Origin of the sequence: Echinicola pacifica DSM 19836 (assembly GCF_000373245.1) — a bacterium.
Lineage (GTDB): Bacteria > Bacteroidota > Bacteroidia > Cytophagales > Cyclobacteriaceae > Echinicola > Echinicola pacifica.
This window is the reverse complement of sequence record NZ_KB890754.1, coordinates 425,634-452,244: the sequence shown is the minus strand read 5'-3', so window position 1 is coordinate 452,244 and position 26,611 is coordinate 425,634. Positions and strand designations below refer to the sequence as shown.

Below are 26,611 nucleotides of genomic sequence, written 5' to 3'. Positions count from 1 at the left end.
TTGGAGGTGGTATTTTTACAGTATCAAATAACCCATCAAAACATGACTTTTGCTAATGTGAATGATTTACTGAAGAAAATAGACCATAACGGCATGGCCGTGATTGTCTCCAGGGGAATTGCTATAGTGTTAACGGGAGTTTTTTTAATGGCCACTGCCGTTACCCTTGACCATTCATTATTGCATCTATCTGTGATATCACTTTTGGTATGCTGGATGATGGAAACTTACTTTAGGGTAAAAGAAATCACCCTACAGCAACTCTATGATGAGCAGATCCAATTTCTGAGCAATGACAGTTCCCTCCGCAACACCAAGAGCCAATTCGGCAAATGGTTTGAGGAACTTTTTATAAGTATCAATGGACTGTTTTACCTTTTAGCGATATTCGTTCACCTTTTTTTACTGATAATATTATAATAAGGAAGTACTATAAACCCAAAAAAGGCATGCTTTAAAAGCATGCCTTTTTTGATTAGGGCCATCGTTGATGATGATTCAGGAAAATGACACCTAGTTATTTTTGGGCCGGCGGCCAGCTGATCTCTTCTCCATTCACCACGAAATTTTCGAAATGAACCCCTTCCATATGGTTTATATTAAAGACCTCGTCCACCCCATCAATCCGGCAATTGATCATTTGGAAATTTTTGACAGGAGAGCTTTCATAGGCATTGGCCATGACGGCGTATTTGCCGCCATCTTTTACATATAGGTTTTCGACGATGACATTTTGGATGCTGGGAATATGATCCCCTTCTTCCTCATAAAACATATTAAACCGAACTGCAGCTTCCTTATAAGTGCCCACCACCACATCTTTCATAAATACATTTTCCACCGTTCCTCCACGTTTAGAGCTGGTTTTGATCCTGAGTACCCGATCCAGGTTTGGGCTGTCCATCGTGAGATTATAAGCATAGATATTCCGGGCTCCGCCCGAAATCTCACTTCCTATCACCACACCACCATGGCCTTCCTTCATCTCGCAGCCTTCGATGATAATATTTTCCGAGGGAATCCCCGGTCCTCTACCATCTTCATTTCTTCCAGATTTGATCGCAATACAGTCATCTCCAGTATCAAAATAGCAATCCTTGATCAGTACATTCTTACAGGCTTCCGGATCACAGCCATCGTTATTGGGGCCCAGGGTAATGATTTTCACCCGCTCCACGGTCACATTATCACAAAGTACCGGGTGTAGGTTCCACATGGGTGAGTTGATCAGTTTGACATCCTGAATCAATACATTGCTGCATTCGAAGGGCTGTACAAATTGCGGTCTTAGAAAATGCCCCTCTCCAAATACCCGCTCTTCCAGGGGCAGCTGCTCGTGTACCATCTCGTGTAGCAGATTGCGCGCCTCCGTTTGCCTTCCCATGCCTTCTTCCCAACCATAATGCTTCGCACCACACCATGGCCACCAATTTTCCATATCTGCATTGCCATCCAAGGTTCCTGTGCCGGTTATAGCGATGTTCTCCTGCTGATAAGCATAGATAAAAGGCGAATAATTCATCAGTTCCATCCCCTCCCATCGGCTTCGTACCAGAGGCAAATAATCCTTTGGATTGCGACTAAACTGCAGGACCGCTCCCTCGGAGATATGCAGATTTACATTGCTCTTGAGATGGACGGCGCCTGTCAAAAATACCCCCGGAGGAACGATTACTTTGCCGCCTCCAGCTTCGTTGCAGGCGGATATGGCACTGGCGATCGCATCGGTATTCAGGAATTCCCCGCCTTCCTTCGCTCCAAAATCGAGGATACTAAATTCTCGATCTGCAAATTCCGGAGCTTGAATCAAGGCACGAATGGAATCCAATTTTGACCAAGGGTCAACACTCTCTTCTGCGGACTGCTTGGACTGGCTACAGGAGACCATCAGCGCGGCACAGACTAAAAACAGATAAATGACTCTGCAATTTTTCATATAAATCTCAATTTTTAAATAGACTAATAATATACTTTCCTACGAAACGAACCTCGCATTAATCCCCGCTCATACCGGCTTTTTCCATTTCTAAACTAGCCAAAATAAAGGGTCCTATCCCTTTGGGATCATTCGTTTTTATTTTTTCATTGATATAGTATTCATAGGTACCATCGCGATAAGGGTCGCCGCCTAGCCCCGCCACTGCACAGACCTGATCCAGGTGAATCTCTCCCGCTTCTTCTCGTATCAGTTGATCGATGATTCCTTGATAGCCCTCTTGAGCGGCAGTCAGTGCGGAGGGCTTTAGGTACCCCTTATTTACTCCTTTGGCGAGTGCATAGACAAACATGCAGCTAGCGGAGGCTTCCAGGTAATTTCCCTGTTCCCCGGGCCTGTCTATCACCTGATACCAGAGTTTTGACTTAGGATCCTGATACCTGATAATGGCCTGAGCCAGACGCTCCAGAATTCCTCGAAGCTGTACCTGCCCATAATGGTCCTCAGGAATATAATCCAGCGCATCCACCAGCGCCATGGCGTACCAGCCCATGGCTCGGCCCCAGACATTGGGCGATCTACCAGTCTTCGGGTCTGCCCATTGCTGAAATTTACTCTCATCCCAGCCGTGATAGAGTAAGCCTGTATGCGGATCTCTCAGGTACTTCTCCATCAGTACCAGCTGGTGGATTCCCTGCTCCCTGGCGGTGTTATCCCCAAATACCTCGGCGTATTGCAGCAAAAATGGCGTACCCATATAGGCTCCATCCAGCCACATCTGGTGGGTATATCTCAGCTTATGCCAGAAACCGCCCTCCGAGGTTTTGGGCTGAAACTTCAGTTGCTTCCTGAGGGTATTCAAGGCGGTCAGATACCTCGGGTCCTTTGTTTCCGCATATAAGTGGAAGAGTAATTTCCCCGAGTTGATCATATCTATATTATACGTCTCATACTTATAAGTAAGGATCGTGCCCTGCTCATCGATCAGCTCGTCCGCATAGGATTTGATATAGTCATAATATTCTTTTTTTCCCGAAACCAAATACAGCTTCTCAAAGGAAAGTAAGACCAATCCCTGAGGATAACTCCAGACAGGTCGGTCCATAAAATCAATCATCCAGGCCGATGGATTACGCTTCATGACCGACTGGGCCATGGCTTCGGACCATTTTCCTGTTGAGGAAGGTCGGGATTGACCTTTGGTCAAAATCGATAATAGCATTAAGCCGAAGAGGCACAGAAAATAACGATACTTCATCATGGCATAGGTTTAAGTCCTTCCCACTTCAGGTTCCAGGTACCATCATCCGGGAATCCTGGATTTTTACGATCTGGTGCTCCCTCCCAACCTGCGGCCATCATGGCTACGGTGGTCAGTAGTCCACCATTTCCAGGCAGGTAGATTCTCAATCTTTTATCTTGATAATTGTGCCCATTGGGCAAATAGGTGTTTTTGTCTTCTCCCATGAACAGGGCATCCAGAGCGGTGTTTGGCATATCCAATCGGGCGGCACTCATGGCCATCATCGGATAATCCCAGCCCCAGGTGGATTCCCAGTTCCATATTTTAAGGATTTTCTCCAGGGTATTTTTCATTATTACCGTGTCGATCTTATCGGTTTTGGGCAGCATTCCATAAGCGCCTAATACCACAGGATGATCATGGAGGTAAAAGTCATCCTCATAGGCTCTAGGATGGCTGCTGCTAGGTAGGTATAGCTCATCCTTGATGGCTAGTGGTGCCAGGTTATCCAGCACATCCTGCCATTTGGGATTGGGAGATTCGCCCATCCGCTTCTGCCAGTCCAGGGCCACCGTCAGCCCATAATGCCAATAAGCCAATTCGAATGGAGGGTCATCGGTAGCATTGGCAGGAAAGAGCTCCTGAGCAGGGATCAGCGGAGAGATCAGGTGGTATTTCCCATCCTTATCACTCTTCTTAGCAAAGGAAGCCATAAAATCCGCGGTTTCATAAACTAGTTCCTTATAGGTAGCCAAAGTCTCCTTTTCGGGCCTGGCCTGATAGATTTGCTCTATAAAATAAAGGATATGTGGCTGTTGCCAAATAAGGTAAGAAGCCACACTGGAGGGGCTTTCATCCCCATAGGGATCTGTCATCTTTTGCCATCTGGCCCCCTCGAAGCCCTGCCGCTTGGCGGTGGCTTTGGCCTTGGCAAGATTATCAAAATACCACGGAAGGCTCTTTTCCATGAGACCTATCCTATCCCATAATCCATAATGAGCAGCATGCCACCAGTGCATCTCCATATGAAACTTACCATACCAGCTATTCATCGTAAGGCCAGTCTCCTGAGGCGGTAGAGATCCTGAGCAATTTACCCTCGTGAGGTATTGCGAAAGCACCACCCTTCTCTCCAGCTCCTGAGCACGGGGATCAGTACATTCCCCAAAGTCGATGGCCCCACCCGACTTCCAAAATTCATCCCAATAGGCAATGCTATTTTCGGAGGTGGAACTGAAGTCCGGAAGTTCAGTTTCGCCTTTTTTGGAGAAAAAAGCGGAGAATTCCATACTTTCCTCATTGCCCTGAGGCGCTAAGGTAAACAGGTGCTCGGCCTGCTTATGAATGGACGCATTGCCCTTCCATGAAAAGTCAGTGACATAGCGAGTACTGTCCAATTTTCTATTGATTCGTACCTTATTCTCAGCGATGGACTCCAAGTCTGACTGATGCTTGGAAGGGCTATTCCAGTCATACCCCGGGCATACATGACAATCAGAGCCATAAGGGAATCGGAGATTCACCTTTATCCTTCCCTTTGCAAGCAGGGGGGAAAATACCTTGGCCGATATGCCATCCATCTGCTGATGCCCATACAGCTCCACCACCACGGGGATGCCTTCGATCTCGTACTTGGAGGTGATCTTTCCGGTCCATAGATCCAGTTCTTGTTCCACTTCCTGAAGGTCTTCGACCTCTACGATGCTTCCATCTTCCTTTTTTATTTCCAACCCAATAATCCCCAGATGCAAGCGGTGAGGGCTCGTCCGGAAATAATCGGTGACTTCCTTTTTGCGGCCTTCTTTCCACTGCACGGGGAAGGATATCACCTGCCCAATGGCGGAAGTATCGTAGCGAAGGATTTCGTCCCATTGGTAATTGCCCTCATTGGGGAAGGCATGCCAACCCCACTGGCTTTGGGTACCTAAAGAAACGCCTTTTTCATAAAATTCAGGGAAGGATTGCAGCCCACTAATGTCCACCGTATAGGCAAATTCCCCATTTCCTACCGACAAGGATGCAAGGGTATCCGCCGACTGAAGCCGTACATTATGCCTGCTCACCACGGCCTCCCTATCGATGGGAGACTGAGCCCCTTCCTGCTTATCCGCAGACTCGCCGCAAGAGCTAAGCACCGCCGCCGATATCAGCATGAGACAGGAATGTGTATAAAGTTTATTTTTAATATTTTTGGTCATGATTCTGCTTGATACAAATAATTATTATGCTAAGTTTTTATTTGAAACTGCCCTTTCTAAATCCTTCATAATATAAACCCCCAGTACTATTCTTGGTCCTGCTGCATCCTACCCAAATGGAGGTAGGAGAACGTCACTTTTATAATACTTTTCCTAATACGACCCTATCATTCAATACATTAACTAATGACTCATAATCATTTGATTTACAATAAATTAATACTATTCAGTTTATCAGGTATTTCAGCTTCTAATTTCCGATAAGGGATAGGTTAATAATTAATATATTTTTCGAAAATCAAGTTGATAGTTTTCTTTTTTTCGAAGGAAAATCAAATTAGAAAAAAGGGATTGGATAACTATCCTTGACTGTCTGGTAATGGAAGGGTCATTTCAGAGCACTGGTAAAGGGCGGGTTCCATCAGGGTATATTTTTAGGACAGCCGATAGCCTGAGTCGCCCAGTGTCTGGGTAAGGACCGGGGTTTAACAGGCAGCTATTTCCGGCGACTGACAAGGCTGACAATGATACTTTCATTTGCGCTATTCCCGCGGGGGGTTGATACTGGCAACGGGGAATTTACCTTGGAAAATAAGGGCGAAAAAAGACAAAACCGGGGCTAAGCGCCCCGATCCTGTACTGCTATAACAAACCCCTAGTTTAGTATCATAATCCATCATCGAGGAACCAATGTTGTGGTTGCATCAGATGGTTTCTTATTGCATCACTTTTGCCTGCCGGGTACTTGGCACTTACCCGGTCAGCCACTAGAGAGGGGTCAGCCCATCTTTTAGCCATCCGTATCATCGCAAAAAGCGATCTGGCCTCGCCAGCACTTTCCATACAGGTCTCTTCCAGCAGGAGTAAATCCAGGCCCTTACGGTAAGCCTCTATTTTCTCTGGGGAATCCAGGTCATTTCTGTCCAGGCCTTCAGGATATACAGGGCCCAGGTCCACCCTTCTGCGCACACCCCAGTTGGTGTTTATGGCAGAGTTATACGTTTCATTGTCCAAGGGATAGCGGAGATTACCTTCATTCTTGGAGAGGTAGTTTTGGACACCATCATTGAGGAAGGCTTCTGCTTCGGCAAACAGTCCCATTTGATTTAAGGCTTCGGCGATAAATAAGTGGAGATCTGCTGCACGGTAAAGCACGATGTGTACGTCATTTTTGTACACATTGTCTGGCAGTTCGTGGGCACGGGAAAACTTCCTTACCACCCATTCTCCATTTTGATTCCAGTAGGTATAGTCCTCCCCACGGTATCGGTCCCCCACGGTCACTCCATCCTGCCTCACCTGCGCCTCAAATCGGCTCATGGCCACTTCGGTAGGTCGCAGGAAATAGTCGTTAGGCTCAGTATTGGAAAAATAGTGGATTAGACGGTGCGTCTGCCCTCTTCTATAGTCAAAGGGAACTATATTGATGAGTTCCCGAGTCTTGGTAATGGGATCTCTATAGAAAAACTGGACCCATTCCGAATTATAATCTTCATTGCTCAGCTTATATCTTTTGCTCCCTTGGTCATAAATATAAGGCATGCCTATGCTGACCACCTTTTCATAACTGCCAGCCCAGAGGTACAGCTCCATCAGAAGAGGCTCTGGCGAGGGGCAGATCATATTCCAGGTAAGGTCCTGACTGGAAGTATTGACGCCAGGAAAGAGCAAATCCGACCAAATCAGGACTTTTTTGCCATCGATGCCTTTCACACCGCCCTCCATGAGGCTGATGAGTTGGCTGATCAGCTCATCAAAGCCCAAGCGGGGATACTTGCTCAGGTCCTCATCTCCCAGCAGAGGTGCATCCAGATATACGGCCTCCCCATAGAGCTTCGCCAGCATGAGGTAAGCCCATACTTTATACCTTATCGCCCCACTGATCAGCGGCTCAAACACCTCATTCTCTACCGCATTGGGATTGGATTCCTTAAAGTCAAAGGCCTTTTTGATATAGGTATTGGCATTGCCAATCACCCCATAATACCCGGAAGGATCCGCAAGCTCATTGTCTGCGCCAGCGGAATAGTTATAAATATCCCAAAGCTGCTGCGGCGCATTTGCCGTAGGCTCCAGAAAATCGCCTCTTAACTCCGCTAGGAGAATTCCCTTGTCTGCGACTTCCTGGACTTTGGCGGCGATTCCCATATAGCCAGAATACAGCTCATTGGTATTGCCTATATAGTTTTCATCCAATAAAATCTCCTTCTCGTCTGCCTCAAAGTAGCTTTCGCAGCTGCTCAAACCCAACAGGGCCAGCAGGACCGCAGCAGCATAGAATCGTGTATATTTCTTCATCACCTTTCTCATTAAAATTGTAGGTTAAAACCAAACTTGATGGACGTCGGCAGCGGCAGAGTTCCCATGTCCACCCCTTGCATATAAGGCTGATAAGAGTAGGACATCACTGGGTCAAGTCCCAGATAATTGCTCAAGGTGAGCAGGTTTTCTCCCGCGATATAGATTTCTCCACCCTCAATGAAGTTCATCCTTCCTAGCTGGTAACTGAGGCTTAAGCTGCTTAATCGCAGGTAAGAGCCATCTTCAATCCAGCGATCAGAAAACCGGCTATTGTTCATAGGATCTCCATAGGTAGCTTTGGGAACCTGGGTAAGCTGACCATCCGTCTGCCATCTCTGATCCACAGCCAGCGATTGGTTTCTGAAATCCTTCAGGGACTCAAGCTCCCGGCGTAGGGCATTATAAATTTGATTACCCTTGCTATAAGTAAACTGTGCCGAAAGGCTAAATTTCCGGAAACGCAGCTGTGTAAAGAAACTCCCGAAATAATCCGGGGAAGCGTCCCCTATTAGGGTACGATCTTCCTCATTGATTATTCCATCCTGATTCTGGTCCGTAAAGTGGATGTCTCCAGCCGCAAAGGGATCTCCTTTATAATCCACAAGCGCCAAGGCATCTGCCTGCTGCTGCGTGGCAATCACTCCCTCGGACTGATATCCATAAAAGCTATAAGGATTCTGACCTTCCTGAGAGATCAATGCCCAGTCACCGGACATTTCTCTAATCATAGCCTGTGACGGGCTGTCCAGCTCTTTCAGCACATTATTATTAGTGGTGATCATCCCACCAATGTTCCAGGACCAGTTCTTTTGCTGGACTAGGGCCACCTGAATAGAAGCTTCTATGCCTTGGTTGGTGATCATTCCTCCATTGATGTATCGGTAATCTATACCATAGGCGGAGGAGGTCTGCTGAGGGAAAATCAAGTCATTTGTTTGGCTATAATAATAATTGATCGCCCCTATTAACTTCCGGTCAAGAAAACTGAAATTGGCTCCCAAATCGAAATTCATTACCTTTTCTCTACCCAAGGAGGTATTGGCAACATTGCCGGTCACGATGCCAGCAAGCTCTTTATAGGCCTGACTGGAGTAATATTGCTTGCTCAATCCGGTGCCAAACTGGCTATTTCCAGTAAGCCCAAATCCAGCATGAATATCCAGCAGGTCAATGGCGCGTTGATCCTTTAGCCAAGAGGAATTTTTCAGTTGCCAAGTAAGCTCAGCACCCGGATATATCCCCCATCGCGGCGCATCCACCCCTGTGGAAGAGGCGCCATCTGTGGAGATATTTAGGGTCGAAAGGACTTGGGAGGAGATCTGGTAATTGGCATAAGCATAGACGCTCATCCAGTTCCACGAGTCATAATATCCGTCAAAATACCTACCGTCCACTTCCACATAGGAAAGTGTCTTATAAAAGTCCGAGCTGGTATTTCTCCCAAATCCCCCATCAAATTCATTTTTGGTGATCAGTCCTTGAAATCCGATTCCCCCATTAAGTTTTTGGCTGGGAAGTAGATTGGTAAAGTCCGCGCTGGTGTTGTAGAATAAATTGGAGGTCTTGCCTGTACCTGCTCTTGCGGTATTCAGGGCCACGCCATCTTCCAGCGGGACAATCGTCTGATTGGATCTGCCGGGGATAAAGGTACTTTGACGCTTATATCCAGAATAATACCCGAATGTGGCGCTAAGGACTGCATTTTCATTGGCTTGATAGTTTATGCCTGTATTGACAAATACATCAAAGTTATCCGATTCCATCTTAGTATCATTGACGACCGCCAGTGGGTTGGACACGCCAAACTGGCGAACGGCATCATAAGCTGGCAGCTGGTTATTGTACTCATCCTTCTTGAATGAACTCAGGATGGGTGCCTTATAGAGTGCAGCGACCAGCGGATTAGAAGCATCTGACAGGATCTGTTCGTGCACTTTGCTATTGCCATAGGTAAGGCTCATGGAGGTTACCAGCTGGAATTTTTGGCTCAGTTCAATCTGGGCATTTAGCCGGGTGGTATAGCGGGTATAGTTTGTATTGTCCATCGTACCGCCCTGGTTGCTGGCGCCGACGGCCAGATCATATTTTGCAATGGCATCACCACCTTTTACCCGTAGGTGGTTGGAAGTGACGAATGCTGATTGGTTGATGAGGTCTTGCCAATCCGTCTGATTATTATACAGGAAATTATAATAATAATCAGGGTCATCCCTTAAGAAAGGAAAGAGGCTAAGCATATCTCCCATATCCTCGTATCGGGTGAGGCCCACATCGCCCAGATAGCTTTTATAGTCATCCACACCAAGGACAGGCAGCTCCTTATTATTAAAAGCCATGCCGTATTGGCCCGAAAACTCGATGATGGTCTCCATATCTTCTGGTCTGCTCGTCTGGATGAGAAGGACGCCATTGGAGCCCAGCGATCCGAATCTCGAAGCTTCGCTACCTTTCAGCAGCCGTATTTCGTCAATATCATTAATGCTGATGGCATTAAAAACACTTTCTGAATAGCCTTGGATGATGGGCGAATTCTGATCTTCTGGCAAATAAGGTATGCCATTGATCAAAATCAGCGGTCTATTTTTCGCGCTTAGCGATCGGATTCCTCTAAGGTTAAAGTAGGCGCCTTCTCCAGGCATTCCACTTTTGGTGATGAGATTTAGTCCCGGAAATGCCCCCTGAAGGACATCCTCCACATAGATGGCATTGGGCTTAAACTGCTCCACCGCCAGATAATCGGCCGAGAAACCAGCGGCTGAAAAGCCCTTTTGCGGCAAATCATAGGCGGCGGACCGCTTGGGATAGAGGATCACCTGAATATAATCACGACCCAAAATCTCCACTTCCTGCTCTTCAAACTCCGGTGCCCAGACGGTAAAGGTACCTTGCAGCTCCTCTATATTCAATTCAAACTCCCCCTGATCATTGGTCTGGCCAGTGGCTTCTGAGCCGGCCACGGTGATATAGGCCTGGCTGATCGGCTCATCATCATAGGGGCTGATTACCTTGCCCTTCAGCAGCTGCTGAGCCGAAGCCGCACATCCTATTAGCATCGCAAAAGCCCAAAGGCCCATGCTCTTATATAGTTGCTTATTCATAAATCCCTTTCTTTTCATTAGTAGTTATTTTGGGTGGGTACTAATGCCCAGTGGTACAGCTTCATTTCTTCTCTGGAGCTCTTCCCGAGCAGGGCCACCTCTATCCTGATGGTGAAGGAGCTTACTTCGCTGCCTTCGATGGTGACGATTCCCGCCAGACCTCCCAGGCCATCCCACTTGGTACCGGACACGGTATTGGTGCTTCGGTCATAATTCCATGGGGAAGATGGCTCCACATTCAGCTCCTTGGCCACCAACTGATCGTTGATATATACATTGATAAATGGGTGGTTTTTGGATTGAAATCCCATATACAAATTGTACTCTCCTGGCGGCACTTCCACCACAGAGGCCGTGGTGGTACCATCTGCATTTTTATCCAGTTTGACCGGCGTGTAATCCACCGCTAGGGGCTGTCCCTCCACATTGTCCCCAAAAAGGCGAAGAATGGTGTAGCTTCCTGACACATTAATATTGGGGAAGGAATAATTGTCCGTCACCTGAGACCGCACCTCAGTGGCATTATGAAAAGTAAATAATTCATCCCGCATCTCATCTGGAACAAATTCATAATAGTAAAACAGCTGCTTGATCGCAGAGATGTGGACATTATTAGGGATTTTCAGATGGCTAACCTCGTAAATCCGGCCATTGCTCATTCTTTTGAATTGTGGATTTACTCCCTGGACGGTCGTTTTCCATAATTTGCCGAAGGCAGAAACCAAATCTTCCTCCATTCCATAATTGTCGATGACCTTATCATAAAAAGCCGCATTCATGATCCAGTCCCAGGCAATGGTGGAATCTGCCTGAGTAAAGGGCTTTCCAAACTGATCATATAGATGCTGTAAGTTCGAATAGCAGTTGCCCACCACCTCATTACTAGGCAGAAACATGGTCACCTGCGAAAACTCTGACCTAAAGTCAACCTTCTCAAAAATGGGATTTTCAATTCTAAAGGTGGAGTCATAGATCGTATTTCCGGACTTGTCCACCCCTATCGGGATACTATTTTGTGCATCAAAGAGCGTATCATTCTTGGCAAACACGGAATCCCGAATAATGGAATAATCATCGGAAAGCTGGAACAGGTAATCATAGATGCTCTCATCGGGCAGCATGAGATCATCGATTTCATGCACCACTCCATTTTGGCAAAACTGATTGCCCAGAATGATATTAGAGTCGGCCACGCGGATTTGATTTTCCACAGGTCTGCTGACTGGGATGTACTTTCCATTGAGGCTGCGTAGCCTCAGGCCGTCTCTGAGCTTGCTCATATCATAGGTAAGGTTATTGATATGGTATCGAAGGACATATTCCTCTTCCAATCCGAGCGCAGACAAATTGGCCATGGCCTCATTATTCACTGCCCACACCGATAGGTATTGGTCTCTGGAAAGCTCCTCAGCGATTCCATGTCGCTCGAGGGCTTCGACGAAATCGGTATATTCTGGTTGCGACTTCAGGTAGTCCAGCAGATTCAGTGGAGATACCACCGCATCGCTTGCCGCCGCTTCATAGTGCTCATCCCAGGTTTCCTTACAGGAAAAAAGGAAGGCGGCGAGACCTATTATTATATAACTTAGCTTGTTCATTAGTTTCTATTTTAGTCCTTAGGGGTAAAGCGAATATGGTCCAAAGTGAGAAGCTCACCATCTACAGCCACGATTCTCAGCGTATGACTTTTGGTCTCTTCGAAGGTGAAGGAACTGGTCATCCTACGCTCCAGTTTCCGATCATACTTGCTGTTGGATACAGGCCACTGACTTCCCAGGCGCTTGCCATCCATTGAGCATTGCAGGTAGCCAGTGTTGGAGGACTTGGTATAGCTGAGATAGACCATGGTCACCTCATAGCTTCCTTTGATCAATACAGGCGTATCCATTTCGATCCAGCCAGAAGGCCCCAGGTCCAGTCGGAGGTGATCGTGATTTAAGGCATCCTGATACCAGATCCCATCCGCGCCCCGGTTATTGCGGTAACTCACGACATTTGACCTGAATTCAGGGGTGGACTTCCAGCGATAGCAGCTTACTTCCTCCTGATTGATCGTGCGCGTGTAGGTAGAGTTTAGACTGGAGTTTTGGTACTGATCACATAGGGCTTGCAGATCTGCATAATCTGTCAGATCCCATAATACCGTCACCTGCTCTGGGGTAAAGAGAGGCATCCATGAATCCATAATATGTACCACACCATTCTTGCAATTGACATTAGGCTCCATAAAGCCCACTCCCTCTTCTGACTCACGGTCAAAGTTCAATACTAATTGTCCTGCTTGGTCGGAGATATTGATCACCTCATTGCTGGCAAGGGTATTGATATTTTTGGCTGTTTCTCCTTCCGGGAATTCCCCCAGGTCGGAGAAGGATCTCAATTGCGATAGCAAATGATAAGAGATGTACTGGTTCAGCTTATTGCTGGATTCCAAATAGCTCTCGTCCTCCACGCCTAGCACCGTGACCAGATCTCCGAGGCTATTGATCCCATGTGCGGCATAGACCTCATTGGGCACTGCAAAAGCCGTCATGCGGATTCTGTACTGAACGGGATTTCCCTGGCTATCGAGCCCTTCCTCGGTGATGGTATGTAGGAGGTCTGCCTGACCTGTCAGCTGCACCGCTTCGCGAAAGATGCTAAAACGATCCGCTTGGATCTTATCCCAGATCGTGGCTCTCACTGGGACCAGCACCTCCTCAAGGACATGCACGATCCCATTGGTGGCCACCACATCCAGTTCTGAGATGCGAGAAAGGCCATTGACATATATCGCATTCAATCCCCCCTCTCTAAACTCAATAGATAGATTGTCATCGGTGGCATTGCGGTCATTTATCACGCCATTTTCGAACTGGCTTTGGCTAATCAACGCGGAGTGGATGGTATGGTATTTTACCAAATATGCCGCATCCTCCGGACTCATATCCGATACCTTATCCCAGTTGTTCTCCTCGAGGTACTGCTGCATGCCTTCATTCGAAGGGACAAATACCGTATAGGAATCTTTTAGGTTTAGGGTATTATACATATCACCATGCTGCATCAGCTCCACCCAAAGGGAAAACCTCTCCGGTTGGGATTCTAGCAACAGTGAAATGGGCAAATCCTCATAGGCGGTGAAGGTGCTATCCTGATAAGGATCCTCGCAGGCTCCTAATCCGATCAGCAGCATCAAGAAATATAATGGTCTTAATTTTTTCATTTGCCGGTTAATTTAGGTTTTCGTAATAAGGGTTTTGAACTAGCAATTGGTTGGACTTAAGTTCGTCAAAGTGTATCGGCAGATAGTGACTATTGACATCAAGGAGCTTAGATCTGATGATCGGTGCACCACTTGCAGGAGCGGTCAGGAGCACTTGAGAGATCAGGAAATCCTTATATTGATAGTCATTTCTGCTGCCCACCCGGAGCAGGTCATACCATCGCTTTCCTTCGCCAATAAACTCCCTACCTCGCTCGTCCATGATGAGCTGAAGCATCTCCAGTTCGGTGGATGCTGCAGCGATGGGCTCTGATAGCTGGGCTCTTTCGCGAATCACATTCACCAGCTCGGCGGCCTCTTCATAGTCACCTTGCATGGCCAGCGCTTCGGCTTTCATCAGATAGATATCCGCCATTCTATAGATGATCCAGTTTTGGTCACTGTAGGTTCTGGGGATGCCAGTTCCGGCCTCTGCGCCCAGGTACTTCCACACTTGCAGATTTCCCTCGGTATAGGTGGCCCCTGCACCGCGTATATCTTCGTCCGAATCAGCGAAGAGCTGAAGGGAATATTCAGAGATTTTGTACCGATTATTGGACCCAAACCAGCTGACCAGGGAGTTGGTCTGCCCCTTCTCATTATCAAACTGCAGCTCAAAGATCCCCTCATTGGTATTGCCCGGGCTAAAGATGGTAAACCAGTTATTGGTCGTATTGATTTTTCCTTGGAGAAGTCCCAGTCGACCGCTATTTATTATTTGATCGCAGGCTTGGGAGGCTTTTTCATACTCCTCCGTCCACAGGTACAGATCGGCCAGGGTGGCATAAATCGCCCATTTGGTCGATCGGCCTTTGGTCTCCCAGAGGGTAGGCGCTATTTCCTTGGAGTATTCCAAGGCTGCTTCCAGGTCGGTTTTGATTTGCTGAAAGACCTCATTGGATGGGGACTTTTCTTTTTCAAATGACTGCTGATCATCCATATATGGCTCGGTGATCAGCGGTACATCGCGGAAATTTCTCACTAGGTAGAAATAAGCCAGTCCTCTGAGGAAATAAGCTTCTGACAGATAGGACTGCATCACGTTTTCGCTAAAGGAGGGGTCTTTTGGCACCACGGTGGGTGCATATCTGATGACCATATTAGCATAGTTGATGATTTGATAGAAATTCCCCCATTTGACAAATTCATTTCCGGGGATGATATCCCATTGGTTGATGCGGAAGATATCTGGCTCGATGGCACCGTATCCTAGGCTAATGCCATTTCCCCTCATTTCTCCCCAGACCAACATCTCCTCCATAGAATCGCGCAGGCGCACATATCCGGCTCCCAACACGGCTTCTACTTCTTCTTTATTGGCCCAGTATTCATCACTCACCTGGTTATTTTCTGGCTGTACATCCAGCCATGAATTGCAACTTCCGAGCATCAGCATCGCTAGCACCAGCGTTATATATTTTGTTTTTTTCATGATTGGCTGGGTTAAAAGTTCATATTAATACCTAAAGCATACCTTCTTGGCCTTGGCGTGCGCGCATTATCCACACTCAGCATATAGATATTGCTCGAAAGGCTCACCTCAGGATCCTGGCCAGAGTAATTGGTCCAGGTGTAGAGGTCTTGAGCGGTGAAGAAAATATCAAATCGCTCTATCTTGTTTTTGCTTAGGAAGGCTTTTGGCAGGGAATACCTTAGCGAAACGGTCTTTAGTCGGATGAAGGAGCCATCTTCCACGTACCGGTCAGAGCCTAGGAAATTATAGCCTTCATTATAGAGGGCCCGAGGAATCTCGGTATCATCACCTTCATGTCTCCATCGCTTCAGCACCGCGGTGCTTTGATTGGCGGTACCATACATATTTTCGGTCTGCATACGGGCTTGGTTTACGATCTTCTGACCAAACCGCCCGTGAACAAAGGTGGTCAGCATGAAGTTTTTCCATCGCAAATTAAATCCCCCACCGGCGGTAAATACGGGCATTGCATTGCCTAGATAGACGATATCATATTGGTCGATTACGCCATCTCCGTTGATATCTTCATACTTAGCATCTCCGGGAAATACCCGTCGGTTACCATTTTTGGTATATACCAGGTCCCCTTCTATATCATACATGAGTTTTCCATCCCCATCATGAGCATAGGTTTCTTCACCATTCTGATACACTCCGAGGTAGCGGTAGCCATAGAAGGAGCCTATTGGATTGCCTTCCACTATCTTATGCGCATATTTTTCATTGCCAAAAGTGTAATTTTCAAAGAGCATATTATCAGGAAGCTCCACCACTTCATTGCGGTTACGGGCGAAGTTTATATTGAAGGACAAGCCCCAATCCTCTCTGCGGACGGCATCATAGTTGAAGATCAATTCCCAACCCCGGTTATAGACCTCTCCAGAATTATAATACCCCACTTGGCTGAAGCCTGTGGAAGAGGGAAGGCTATAGTTTTTTTGGAGGAGGTCGGTGGTCTTGCGGTCATATACTTCGGCGGTCAGGAACAGCTTTCCATTGAGAAGAGAAAGGTCAATACCGATATTAGACTGGGTGATGGTTTCCCACTTTAGGTTCTCGAGTTGGATGGAATTGGGTGATATGGCGATCATATCCATATATCCGGGAGTAATGGGGCTAAAAGTCCCGATATAAGGCCAAGCACCTCCTGGAGGGTTGCCACTTTTGCCCCAGCTGGCGCGCAGTTTGCCCAGCTCAATTCCAGCTATTCCATTCATAAAAGGTTCATCTCCAAACTGCCATGCGAGGCCCAGCGAGGGAAACCCTGCCCAGCGGTTACTGGCGCCAAGGCTGGAGTTGGCCTCCCATCTATAGCCGCCGGAGATGATGTACTTCCCATTGAAGGTATAGTGACCATTGGTGATGGCAGAGATCCTTCTGCTCATAGAATTGTCGGATTTCATGCTGGCCACCGCTGCCCCATCCGTAGGGTCGCTGAGGGCGCTGGATGCATTGCCACTAGTCTCACTTACATAGCCAAAACTTCTGGATTCATTGGTTTGTAGAAGGCCGCTGAGGATGATATGGTTCCTATCATTTAGTGCCTTATTATAGATCAATTTGTTTTCCGTATTGATATACAATTGATCCGAAAGTAAATCCGAGCTTCGGTTGAAATAAGGGTCAGTCCATAAAACACCTGTGGCAGATTGAGGTAAGAATTTCTTGTTTTTGGTAGTCCTCGCGTCGAAGCCTACTGTTCCCAAATATTGGAAATCAGGGTTAAACTGGTATTTCAGTCTAAAGATCACCCTTGAATTATCCGCTTTGGTCTGGTTGCTGGATTCATTCACCAATGCCACAGGGTTATAAACATTGCTACCAAAACTTCCCTGGAAATTCTGAAGAGGCGTAAAATACTCTGTAGTGCGGTTTCCTGCCTGATCGAGAACGTAAGGGCTCATATTAGGCATCTTAAACATGGCCATAGATCTGGCAGAAGGGAAATTGCTTTCGGTCCAATTGGCATCCTTCAAACTTTGGGAGTAAGACATGTCTGCACTTACACTCAACTTATTAGAAAACTTATAGGTCACACTGGCCAGGGAATTAAATCGATCGAGGGAGGTACCAATGGTGGTCCCCACATCACGGAGATAGCCTACCGAAACGCGGTAAATGGCCTTGTCCCCACCACCACTTAGGGAGAAGTTATTATCCAGGAAATAGCCCAATTGGGTCACCTCATCCACCCAGTCGGTATCCTGATTATACTCATCGAAATACACCCACTCCGGATCAAAATTAATTTCCTGAGTGCCGAATAGTAATCCAGTATAGGCTGCGCCCGACTGGTATCCGATATCATTTACCGAATTCCAAATTCCATCCTGCATCAAGCTGACATACTGGGCACCATTGAGCATAGGAATGGTGGAAGGTTCTTTTTTCACTTCCGATTTGGTAGAGAAAGAAAATCTCGTTTTACCTTTTTTGCCTTTCTTTGTTTTGAATACCAGGACGCCGTTGGCTCCTTGTGAGCCCCAAATAGCGGTGGCTGCGGCATCTTTAAGCACTTCTATGGACTCTATATCATTTGGGGAGATATTTACCAAAGCCCCAAAATCCTGATCATTCGCTGTCGCAAAGTTAAAATCATCCCCGAAATTTGTCGGGTAAGGCACCCCATCCACCACGATAAGTGGCTCCGAATTGGCATTGAGGGAGGATGTACCTCTGATGCGGATAGAGCTACGGGATCCCGGATCAGCGCCAGAGATAATATCTACATTGGCCATGCGACCCTGCAATCCGGACTCTATGGAGGTCATGGGGACCTCCTCCAGCTGCTCCACGTCAAACCGCTGACTGGCAGCGACCTGCTCTCTCGCACTGATGCCCAGAGAGTTGACCTCCACTCGCTCCGCGACCACTTCGGCGGAGCCATATTCAAAGGCCTCCTCCTCAAGGTTGATGTTAAGCTTCGTCTGGCTGCTATAAGCCAGTCTTTTGGTGGTAAATCCAATATAGGAAAATACGATATTAAGATTCTCCATTGGCGGGATCGCTAGACGGTAATTCCCATTTGCATCTGAAATGGTACCATTTAGGTTTCTTTGCTGGTCATTTTCCACAAATACACTGGCGCCAATTAAGGGTTCGCCGTTGGTATCAGTGATGGTTCCTGTGACCAGATTTTGCTGTGCCTGCAGTGGAAATGCCAGGCATAGCAGCAGGAGACTACTAAGAATATAAATTGATTTCATAAGGCTTGTTTTTGGGTTATTGTCCTGATTGGATCACCTGATCGATCTGGTACACCGCTCCATCTACATATATTTTAGGAAAGGTGCTGATCACCTTCGCCAGCTCCCCAGTGCTTGACCTCAGCTGAAGCGCACCATTGACCTCTTCTAAATGGATAGGGCTGAAACTGTCTCCAGCCTCTTGGGCACTGAGGAACTCCCCTTGTACTTCCATTCCCGGAAACGCATAATCGTTGAGACTATTAGAGCTGATCGGTACAAAATAATAGCGTAAATACGCCTCCAATTCCTCTTTGTCCTCAGGAATTAAACCGGCCTCCTTAGCGGCGATAATCGCCTCATTGGTAGGAGCAAATAGCATATAGTTATCCCCAAATAAGAATTCTAATTCCTTCTGTGGATCCACCAATCCTGCTTGTGAAAGCAATTTGGAAAACTCCCCAAATTCCTGAATGGTGCTGGTGCCAGAACTGGCAGAGGCGATTATATACTTGAGGCTTCCCTCCTCCGGGATCAGCGATCTGGCGACATCATAGGAGCTGCCATTGATCCAATCTCCGGCGATACCCTGCGCAGGAACAAATTCTCCCAGATTGAAGGTGTTAGAAGATGCTACACCCTGATCGGTGATATAGAGATAGCTAAAGGGATTGCGCGTCCTATAGACCTTAGTGCCAGAGATTTCACTGATCTCCTCGGTGACCAGGTGATTCTGAACGAAAGCCTTCATAGCACCATTGCTCATGGGTACCCGAATCCCCTCAGAGTTTTCAATTTCCACATATTCATCCCCAAACATCAAGAGATTACCTTCATTCCAGAAGATATCACTACCATGATAGAGGGTATTTAAAATCACCTCATTGGAGGGAATGAATAGGGTAAACTGTAGGGCATCACCCATTAGCGCCGGGAGTAGGCCCGCATTGGTCACCATCTGTAGGAAGATCTGATAATCGGGATTAACCAATAGAGGTCCGACCACACCCTGAAACAAATCCGGCACAATCACCTCTGTAAGGCCATAATACACCCCATTGACCCCTAAGCCTCTGGCGGCCACCTCTGATTGAGGATCAAATTGAATGGTATTGCCAAAGGAACTTTTGATCTCTCCTCTTTCTATTTCGGAAGGAAATACGATGGAACCGCTATAAACATGGTTTCTCAATAGAATGCTAAGAGGTAATAAAGGCACCTCCTCCAATGAGGAATAATAGGGCGACCAATATTCCTGAAAAAACTCGTTTAGCGCTTGATTGCTGGGAGCAAATACATTGTAGGCGCTCGCCGAAAGTTCTGCAAGGTTTGCATAATCCGACAATCCCCCGCCCCCATTATAGGACCATTCGGAAGCGATGCTCGGCAGGTTGCCATGAAACTTCACATATAATGAATCTCTGGCAGCTGCATACTCCCGAGAGGTCTCCACATCATACCAGTAAGTGGCAAACTTATCATAGATGGCTATAAAATCACTATAATCTTCCTCTTGCTGCAACTCCGTATAGATGGACTCGAGGGGCTTGATCACCCTATCCACCAGATAGACATAGCCATTGTCCGTCGGGATGGCATATTCCTCCACTGTGGCATCTGAGACCGTGAAGCCTCCAGCGCCGGTCCAGGAGCTATTGGGATAGAAATACTTATAATTACTCGCTGCATCGATGTTTTTGCTGGCAAATAGCTGATACGAAAATACCGGTAGAAAGCGCTCCTTATGGAAAATCTTCCTTTCCTTCTGCGCCACCAAGTCATATTCCACACTTATCGTATCCCTACTTTTGGTACGGTGCTTATAATATAATCCCGCAAAGGCAGGCTTATCCACTCCCTGGCCTTCTGGGCGATAATTCACAAATCGCTCCCGACCAAAGGAATAATAAACGAGGTGAAAACCAATAAGCTTCTTCAACTCATCACTTGGCATGGCCGCTATAGAACCGAAGCCCTCCGCATCCAAATAAGCCTGAAAAGACTCATCCGTGGGAGCCATCACCGTGACGATCCCCTTCCCTTCCACCAAACTCCTAAAGCCTGACTTATCCACCGCTTCTAGGAACATACTGTACTCACCGCGGCTTTCTAATAAATCCCAAGCATTGCCCTTGAGCCATTCGGGCCTTTCATAATGCTCCTCCCAGCCTGCTTCCTGACATGAATAGTACAGCAAACATGCTGATAAAAGGAAAGTAATCCTTTTGATCATCTTGTTTTGAATTTAGGTTATTGAATTGGGTTTAATGCCGACAAGAAATCCAGCTTAGTAGTTGGAATGTTATTTCGGATTAATGTTTTCAGGTAAAATAATCAGCCTGTGTAGAGCTTAGGGTCAAAATTATATTCGTAAGGTATAGGGATCAGTGATAGGATCTGATCTGTACTGTACTGTGCTGTCCATACAGCACGGGTATGTTTGTATTATTCAAATATTATCTTAAATTATATACACCTACTATTTTACCCTAGTCACGTACTTAATTTGCCTCAACTGCTTAAAGACCCATTTAAATCGATTGCAATCCGAAATATGAGAGATCATTTGCCAGAACCTAAAAAATCATATATTCCTATTCATCATTTTATTTATCAATAATAACCCAATTCTCGATGGTGCAGCGCTCAAAGTAAGAGAAGGGGCATCCAGCCGCGTGTTAAAAAAGACCGAAAAATAAAAAAGCCAGTTTGTCCACACTTGCATGCTGGATATAACTGGCTTTTGCATAAAGAATAAGATAGACAGCGCACAGGGCTATGCCGCCTTCGAAATCCACTAGATAATCATTGGAGTTTATTCTGAGGGCTGTGAGTGCAGGGAATATACTGCTGACTTGAGGCCTTTAGCCTTAGCGGTGATTTTGACTTCTCCAGGGAGTTTTGAGGCTTGCACCACCAAGGTAAGTTGACCGTTGAATACTTTCATTTGTGGGAGATGGAATAGCTCCAGGCTGGTAGGATCGCCATTGGCGACAGCCCTAAAAAGCCCTTCCCCAGCAACGGAGAAACTGACTTCCCGCTGATCCACGGGGCAGAGATTCCCTTCCTTATCCACTACTTGCACGCGGAAAAAAGCCAAGTCTTCCCCATCTGCGATGAGGCTTTCCTGCTCCGGCTGGAGCAGGAGGTGATCGGGTTTCCCTGCCGTATGGATGGTTTTCTCCCCCATCTTTTCGCCATTTTCATCATAGGCAATGACCCTTAGCTCCCCAGCCTGATAGGGTACCTCCATCCACATGAGGCGATACCGCTCCTGCAGGCTGTTGTATTCTCCCTTATCCCTGATCCCCATACTTTCTCCATTGACGAACAACTCCGCTTTGGGATGGTTGGTATAGACGAATACTGGGACGCTCTCGCCTTCCCTTCCCTCCCAGTTCCAGTGAGGAAGGATATGTAAGGTCTCCACTTCAGTATTCCAAATACTTTGGTACAGATAATAACGGTCCTTGGGGATGCCCGCCAGATCCACCATGCCAAACATAGAGCTGTGATTCGGCCAGGCATCGGTATCGTAAGGGGTCGGCTCGCCAAGGTAATCAAAGCCAGTCCACACAAACTGTCCCATGGTCCATGGGAAGTCATCTGCCAAGGCAAAGTCATCCTCGGGCAGATTTGACCAATAGCAATATTCCAAATCGTAAGAGCTGGACTGATGATCCTCATGCAGCACCTGCGAGGCTTTTTCCACCGGAAAGTGATATACTCCTCTGCTGCTCACGGTGGAGCCCGTTTCGGATCCGAGTACCAAGCTATGAGGTAAGCGCTCATAGGCTTCCTGGTAGCGGTGAGTTCTATAATTAAACCCTGCTATATCGATCATCGCGGCAAAACCATTGTCCAGAACACAGGAAACCTGATCCATCCCGGCGGTCACCAGTCTGGAAGGGTCCTCCCTATGGCAAATATCCTGTAAGTACTTTGCGACCTTATATCCTTCGGGGCTGCACTGCGTGGGCACCTCATTGCCTATTGACCACATGATGACGCTGGCATTATTACGGTAATGTCGGACCATATTTACCAGGTCCTTCTCCGCCCAATCCTCAAAAAATCGGTGGTAGCCATTTGCACTTTTCGCGCGATCCCATTCATCAAAGGACTCCACCATGAGCATTAGCCCCATCTCATCACAAAGCTGTACCAGCTCGGGAGCAGGCATATTATGAGAAGTCCTTATCGCATCAGCACCCATATCCTTCATTATCTGAAGCTGACGACGGATCGCAGCGGTATTCACTGCAGCACCGAGTGGGCCCAAGTCATGATGCAGGTTCACCCCCTTAAACTTCCTGGGCTGGCCATTAAGAAAGAAACCCTTATCAGCAATAAACTCCACTTTTCGGATACCAAAAGTGGTGGAATACTCATCGATTTTCTTTCCCTGAAACTCTATCACCGAATGAGCAGAATATAAGTGAGGCGTCTCGGGAGACCATAATTCCGGCACCTCCACCGTCAGGTATTGCTCCAGTGGCCTGCCATGACTTAGCTTTTGCGTATTTGTCTTTTGACTCACCAGCTGCCCCTGTGGATCGAGGATGCGGGTCGTGATGCTAAGCGCTTCGCCCTCTTGGATATTCGAGATTTCGGTCTTAATATTGACCGAGGCATATTCCTCAGAGACAAATGGAGTCGTAATATAGGTCCCCCAAATAGGAATGTGCACCTTAGGCACGACGAGGATATGGACATTTCTATACAGCCCTGCCCCGGGGTACCATCGGGAAGACTGCTCTTTATTTTCCAGGCGTACCGCCAAAAGGTTTTCCTCTCCTGACTGGTTTATCTTATCCGTAATATCAAAGTAGAAGGTATTATAGCCATAGGGCCAAAAACCAACCTTCTGGCCGTTCAGAAAAACATTGGCCTCGCTCATGGCCCCATCAAAAATCACAAAAACCCGCTGGGATGCTGTATCGATAGTCGCCAGATCAAAGGTATTCCTATACCATCCAATCCCCATATATGGCAATCCTCCCGTTCTTCCGGTTTTCCGGGAAGCCACCTTTTCTCCATTTTGGGTGACAGCCACCACCTGAAGGTCATTATTTTCATCAAAAGGCCCATAAATGGCCCAATCATGAGGCACGGTCACAGATTGCCATTCTTCCTCATCCATTTGGAGACTTTCCCCATTTTGCACCTCGCCTTTGGTGAATTTCCAGCCTTCCTTCAGGCTGAACTCCTGTCGCAGGTCCTGAGCACTAAGGCGAAACAGACTAAGGAAAAAAATGATGATCAAGCTATAATTTTTCATAAGGGGTCTATTTTTATTCCATCCAGGCTATTCATTGACTAGCCCATACCAGCGTCAAAAATAAGGACTTTTGCCTCAATATGAACCTTTAAAATTGAGCTAATTACCAACTATACTGTAATGTCCTGTTTCCGTAAAAAAGCTTTAATAAATCGCTGGCTGTCCCGATTGTTGGATTTGGGGATGATGATAGCAGCGAGTTTGGATGGAGACGGCTTCCGGCCTTTGAAGAATCCATATCCACGATAGATCCCTTTTTCGATAAGTACCGCCGCACGCTCCCCCTTTTCTCTTCCGGGAAGTAAAATCAGCTGATCCTCATTCGGCAGGATAATGGAATCTATATATGCCAGGGCCCTGGAGTTATACTCTTCCGTTGCCTCCTTGCCGATGCATGCCCCCATGCATAGCTTGATTGAATAGTGAAAACAGGCCGCCCTGCTTGGATATAGCCCATTAATCTTCTGACATAACTGGTGCTTTTCGGTGATTCGAAAAAGGTAAGCTTTGGCCTCCGCTCGAGAGGTGAATGCCATAATCTCCCGGCTATCACTATCGATCTTGTCAATAAATAATCGGATATATCCCTGTTTGTTCAATTCATGATATAAACCATATAAAAAAACACTTCTGCGCAAGGCCCGATTAAATAGCGGCTTAATGGTTTTGATTTGCTCCGACTCTCTAAGCAAAGCCAAAAGCTCACTGCCCATGTTTTCATAGATCACCCTGACCACCTGATTTCGCATGCGCAGGCTCTTACGGCTGGTATTATTAAAATGCTGCTGCAGCCGCTTACGGATATCGATGCTTTTGCCGATATAGAGAATACGGTCATTAGCATCCAGAAAAAAATACACGCCTATCACCCCTGCCGGTATAGAAGCTATTATATTTTGCAATCGTTCTTCTGGCATTACTTACTTTCCTTTGGTTATTTTCACCTATCTGGCTATATAACCAAAAAACAGTCCAAGGTGTTTCCTCGATGAATTAATTCAAGTGCTGAAAGGCATTTTCAGAAATTAAGCTCTGGTCCATTCCATCTTTCAGGTGGCTAGGGCGAGATTTCAGTGGGCGCGCAGCAGGACTTTTCTTGAGTTTGGAAGCCACCCACAGGGCGGTCAATGAAAGTACAATCCAAAACGCATCTATAAAGAATACCTGATCTTGCCCAAGGCTATAACTTTTCCAAAGCCAATTTCCAGTAACTAGCCCATTGGCTATCGGGATACATAATCCTAAGACTGCCCCACTAATGAGGCTCATCTTATTGGTGAAGTAATTATCCTTCTTGACGATGAATAGCACCGAAAGTAGCAACCAGGAATAAAAGAATACCTGATAGATAAAGCTCATTCTGGACTCATCAAAATCCTGCAAGAATACTTTCACTGCCAGGAAGGTCAATGCCGTCACAGGGAACATACTTAGGCAGATCGCCAGATAAATGGTTACAAGCCAGGAATTGAATTGTCGTTTTGCTGGGGCTATATGTTTCTTATCTCTGGCGACTAGCCAGATCATCACTCCAGAAATGATCACGAAGCAGGATACTAAACCCAGGATGAAGTACACTATCTGGAGCCCCTTGCCGCCGAAATCCCCGAAGTGCAGCTGCTTGATCACCGCTGTGGCTGCATCAGGATAGCTCGTTTCGGTAAGTGGATCCACTGCGGAGATCACGGTGCCGGAGCTGGCATGATAGATGATCTCCCCTTTTCCGGCAAATTTCACCCGGTGATTGGCGGTTCCTTCCAGGGCCACTTGCATATTGGCATCTCCATAATTGAGGACCTGCACCGTCTTGACTTCGAAGTCGGGCCATCTAGCCTCAGCCCTTGCCATAAAGGCGTTGACACTAGGTAGTTCACTTAGCTTTTCGGCCTGAAAATTTGTCTGCGGAGCACTCAATCCAAAATCCTCATAGAGCTTTTTCGTATCTCCATCATAGACAAAAGTGGCTATCGCCGGGGACATCACCGTGGTGCCTATGATCAGACAGCATCCCGTCACCGCATAGATAAATTGATAAGGCAAACCTATTATCCCCAGGGCTGTATGGGCATCTGTCCATAAATTCTTAAGGCTAGCCATAGGACGGAAAACGTAGAAGTTAGACACTATCTTCTTCCAGTGGACGAGTACGCCAGTAATAATGGCAAATAAGAAGAAAAAGGCGACGAATCCGGAAAGCATATATCCTGAAGTCCCCCAGAAGTTTAGCTGCGCAAAGAAATGTAATCGGTAAAGAAATTCGCCTATACTATAATTGCTTCTATAAGTATATGGCTGGTAAGTGTCTGTGTCAAGGTAAAAAAAGCCACGCTGGCGAGCCTCTTCCGTAGCGGTGGTATCCTTGGAGGCGGACAAACTCACGTTGATCCTTCTCTCCTCAAAGTACTTGGTAAAAGCGATATCCCTCCCATAAAGTTCCTTTCTGGCGTCCAGGGTGTCTAGCATCCGGTCAAGGTCGAGCGTACCCAATTTAAAATCCTCGCTGATGGACTCATTCCTCTCCCATCCGATGATCTCATCTCTGAAAAACGAGAAAGAACCTGCAAAGAAAATCACATACAAGGCCGCACTAATGATAATACCACTGATGGTATGGGTATGAAAGAGGATATTATAAATCCGGTTGCTCATAG

At 46.8% G+C, this 26,611-nt stretch carries 14 protein-coding genes; 1 reads left to right on the top strand and 13 read right to left on the bottom strand.

Annotated features, from left to right (window positions below; translation table 11 throughout):
- The first annotated feature begins 42 nt into the window (after nt 1-42).
- Nucleotides 43-420: a hypothetical protein gene (locus B050_RS0115840; protein WP_157492831.1), complete on the top strand. Its 378-nt coding sequence runs from the start codon at nt 43-45 to the stop codon at nt 418-420.
- Nucleotides 421-517: 97 nt separating this feature from the next.
- On the opposite strand, the gene B050_RS0115835 is transcribed toward B050_RS0115840, so the two are convergent.
- The 13 genes from B050_RS0115835 to B050_RS0115775 form a co-directional block, all read right to left on the bottom strand.
- A complete protein-coding gene (locus B050_RS0115835; protein ID WP_026235946.1) occupies nt 518-1,936 on the bottom strand; it encodes a glycoside hydrolase family 28 protein in 1,419 nt (472 codons plus the stop codon).
- Between the two features lie 58 nt (nt 1,937-1,994).
- Nucleotides 1,995-3,197: a glycoside hydrolase family 88/105 protein gene (locus tag B050_RS0115830; protein WP_026235945.1), complete on the bottom strand. Its 1,203-nt coding sequence runs from the start codon at nt 3,195-3,197 to the stop codon at nt 1,995-1,997.
- Nucleotides 3,194-5,332 (bottom strand): hypothetical protein, encoded by a 2,139-nt coding sequence (locus B050_RS0115825; RefSeq protein WP_205744998.1) that lies wholly within the window; start codon nt 5,330-5,332, stop codon nt 3,194-3,196. Before B050_RS0115825 ends, B050_RS0115830 begins: the two co-directional genes overlap by 4 nt.
- Before the next feature lie 711 nt (nt 5,333-6,043).
- Nucleotides 6,044-7,675 (bottom strand): RagB/SusD family nutrient uptake outer membrane protein, encoded by a 1,632-nt coding sequence (locus tag B050_RS0115820; RefSeq protein WP_044202726.1) that lies wholly within the window; start codon nt 7,673-7,675, stop codon nt 6,044-6,046.
- Between the two features lie 11 nt (nt 7,676-7,686).
- Nucleotides 7,687-10,776, bottom strand: coding sequence for a SusC/RagA family TonB-linked outer membrane protein (locus tag B050_RS0115815; RefSeq protein WP_026235943.1), 3,090 nt, complete (start codon nt 10,774-10,776; stop codon nt 7,687-7,689).
- A 17-nt stretch (nt 10,777-10,793) separates the two neighbouring features.
- A complete protein-coding gene (locus B050_RS0115810) occupies nt 10,794-12,374 on the bottom strand; it encodes a fasciclin domain-containing protein (protein ID WP_018474920.1) in 1,581 nt (526 codons plus the stop codon).
- 11 nt (nt 12,375-12,385) lie between these two features.
- The gene (locus B050_RS0115805) at nt 12,386-13,981 is read right to left on the bottom strand and encodes a fasciclin domain-containing protein (RefSeq protein ID WP_018474919.1); all 1,596 of its coding nucleotides are present in this window, start codon (nt 13,979-13,981) and stop codon (nt 12,386-12,388) included.
- Between the two features lie 7 nt (nt 13,982-13,988).
- The gene (locus B050_RS0115800; RefSeq protein ID WP_018474918.1) at nt 13,989-15,452 is read right to left on the bottom strand and encodes a RagB/SusD family nutrient uptake outer membrane protein; all 1,464 of its coding nucleotides are present in this window, start codon (nt 15,450-15,452) and stop codon (nt 13,989-13,991) included.
- Between the two features lie 11 nt (nt 15,453-15,463).
- Complete coding sequence (locus B050_RS0115795; RefSeq protein WP_018474917.1) at nt 15,464-18,700, bottom strand: SusC/RagA family TonB-linked outer membrane protein; 3,237 nt, start codon at nt 18,698-18,700, stop codon at nt 15,464-15,466.
- Nucleotides 18,701-18,716: 16 nt separating this feature from the next.
- A complete protein-coding gene (locus tag B050_RS0115790) occupies nt 18,717-20,912 on the bottom strand; it encodes a fasciclin domain-containing protein (protein WP_018474916.1) in 2,196 nt (731 codons plus the stop codon).
- 582 nt (nt 20,913-21,494) lie between these two features.
- Nucleotides 21,495-23,960, bottom strand: coding sequence for a glycoside hydrolase family 2 TIM barrel-domain containing protein (locus B050_RS0115785; RefSeq protein ID WP_018474915.1), 2,466 nt, complete (start codon nt 23,958-23,960; stop codon nt 21,495-21,497).
- A 110-nt stretch (nt 23,961-24,070) separates the two neighbouring features.
- A complete protein-coding gene (locus tag B050_RS0115780) occupies nt 24,071-24,877 on the bottom strand; it encodes a GIY-YIG nuclease family protein (RefSeq protein ID WP_018474914.1) in 807 nt (268 codons plus the stop codon).
- A gap of 76 nt (nt 24,878-24,953) precedes the next feature.
- Nucleotides 24,954-26,609, bottom strand: coding sequence for a PepSY-associated TM helix domain-containing protein (locus B050_RS0115775; RefSeq protein WP_018474913.1), 1,656 nt, complete (start codon nt 26,607-26,609; stop codon nt 24,954-24,956).
- Nucleotides 26,610-26,611: the final 2 nt, after the last annotated feature.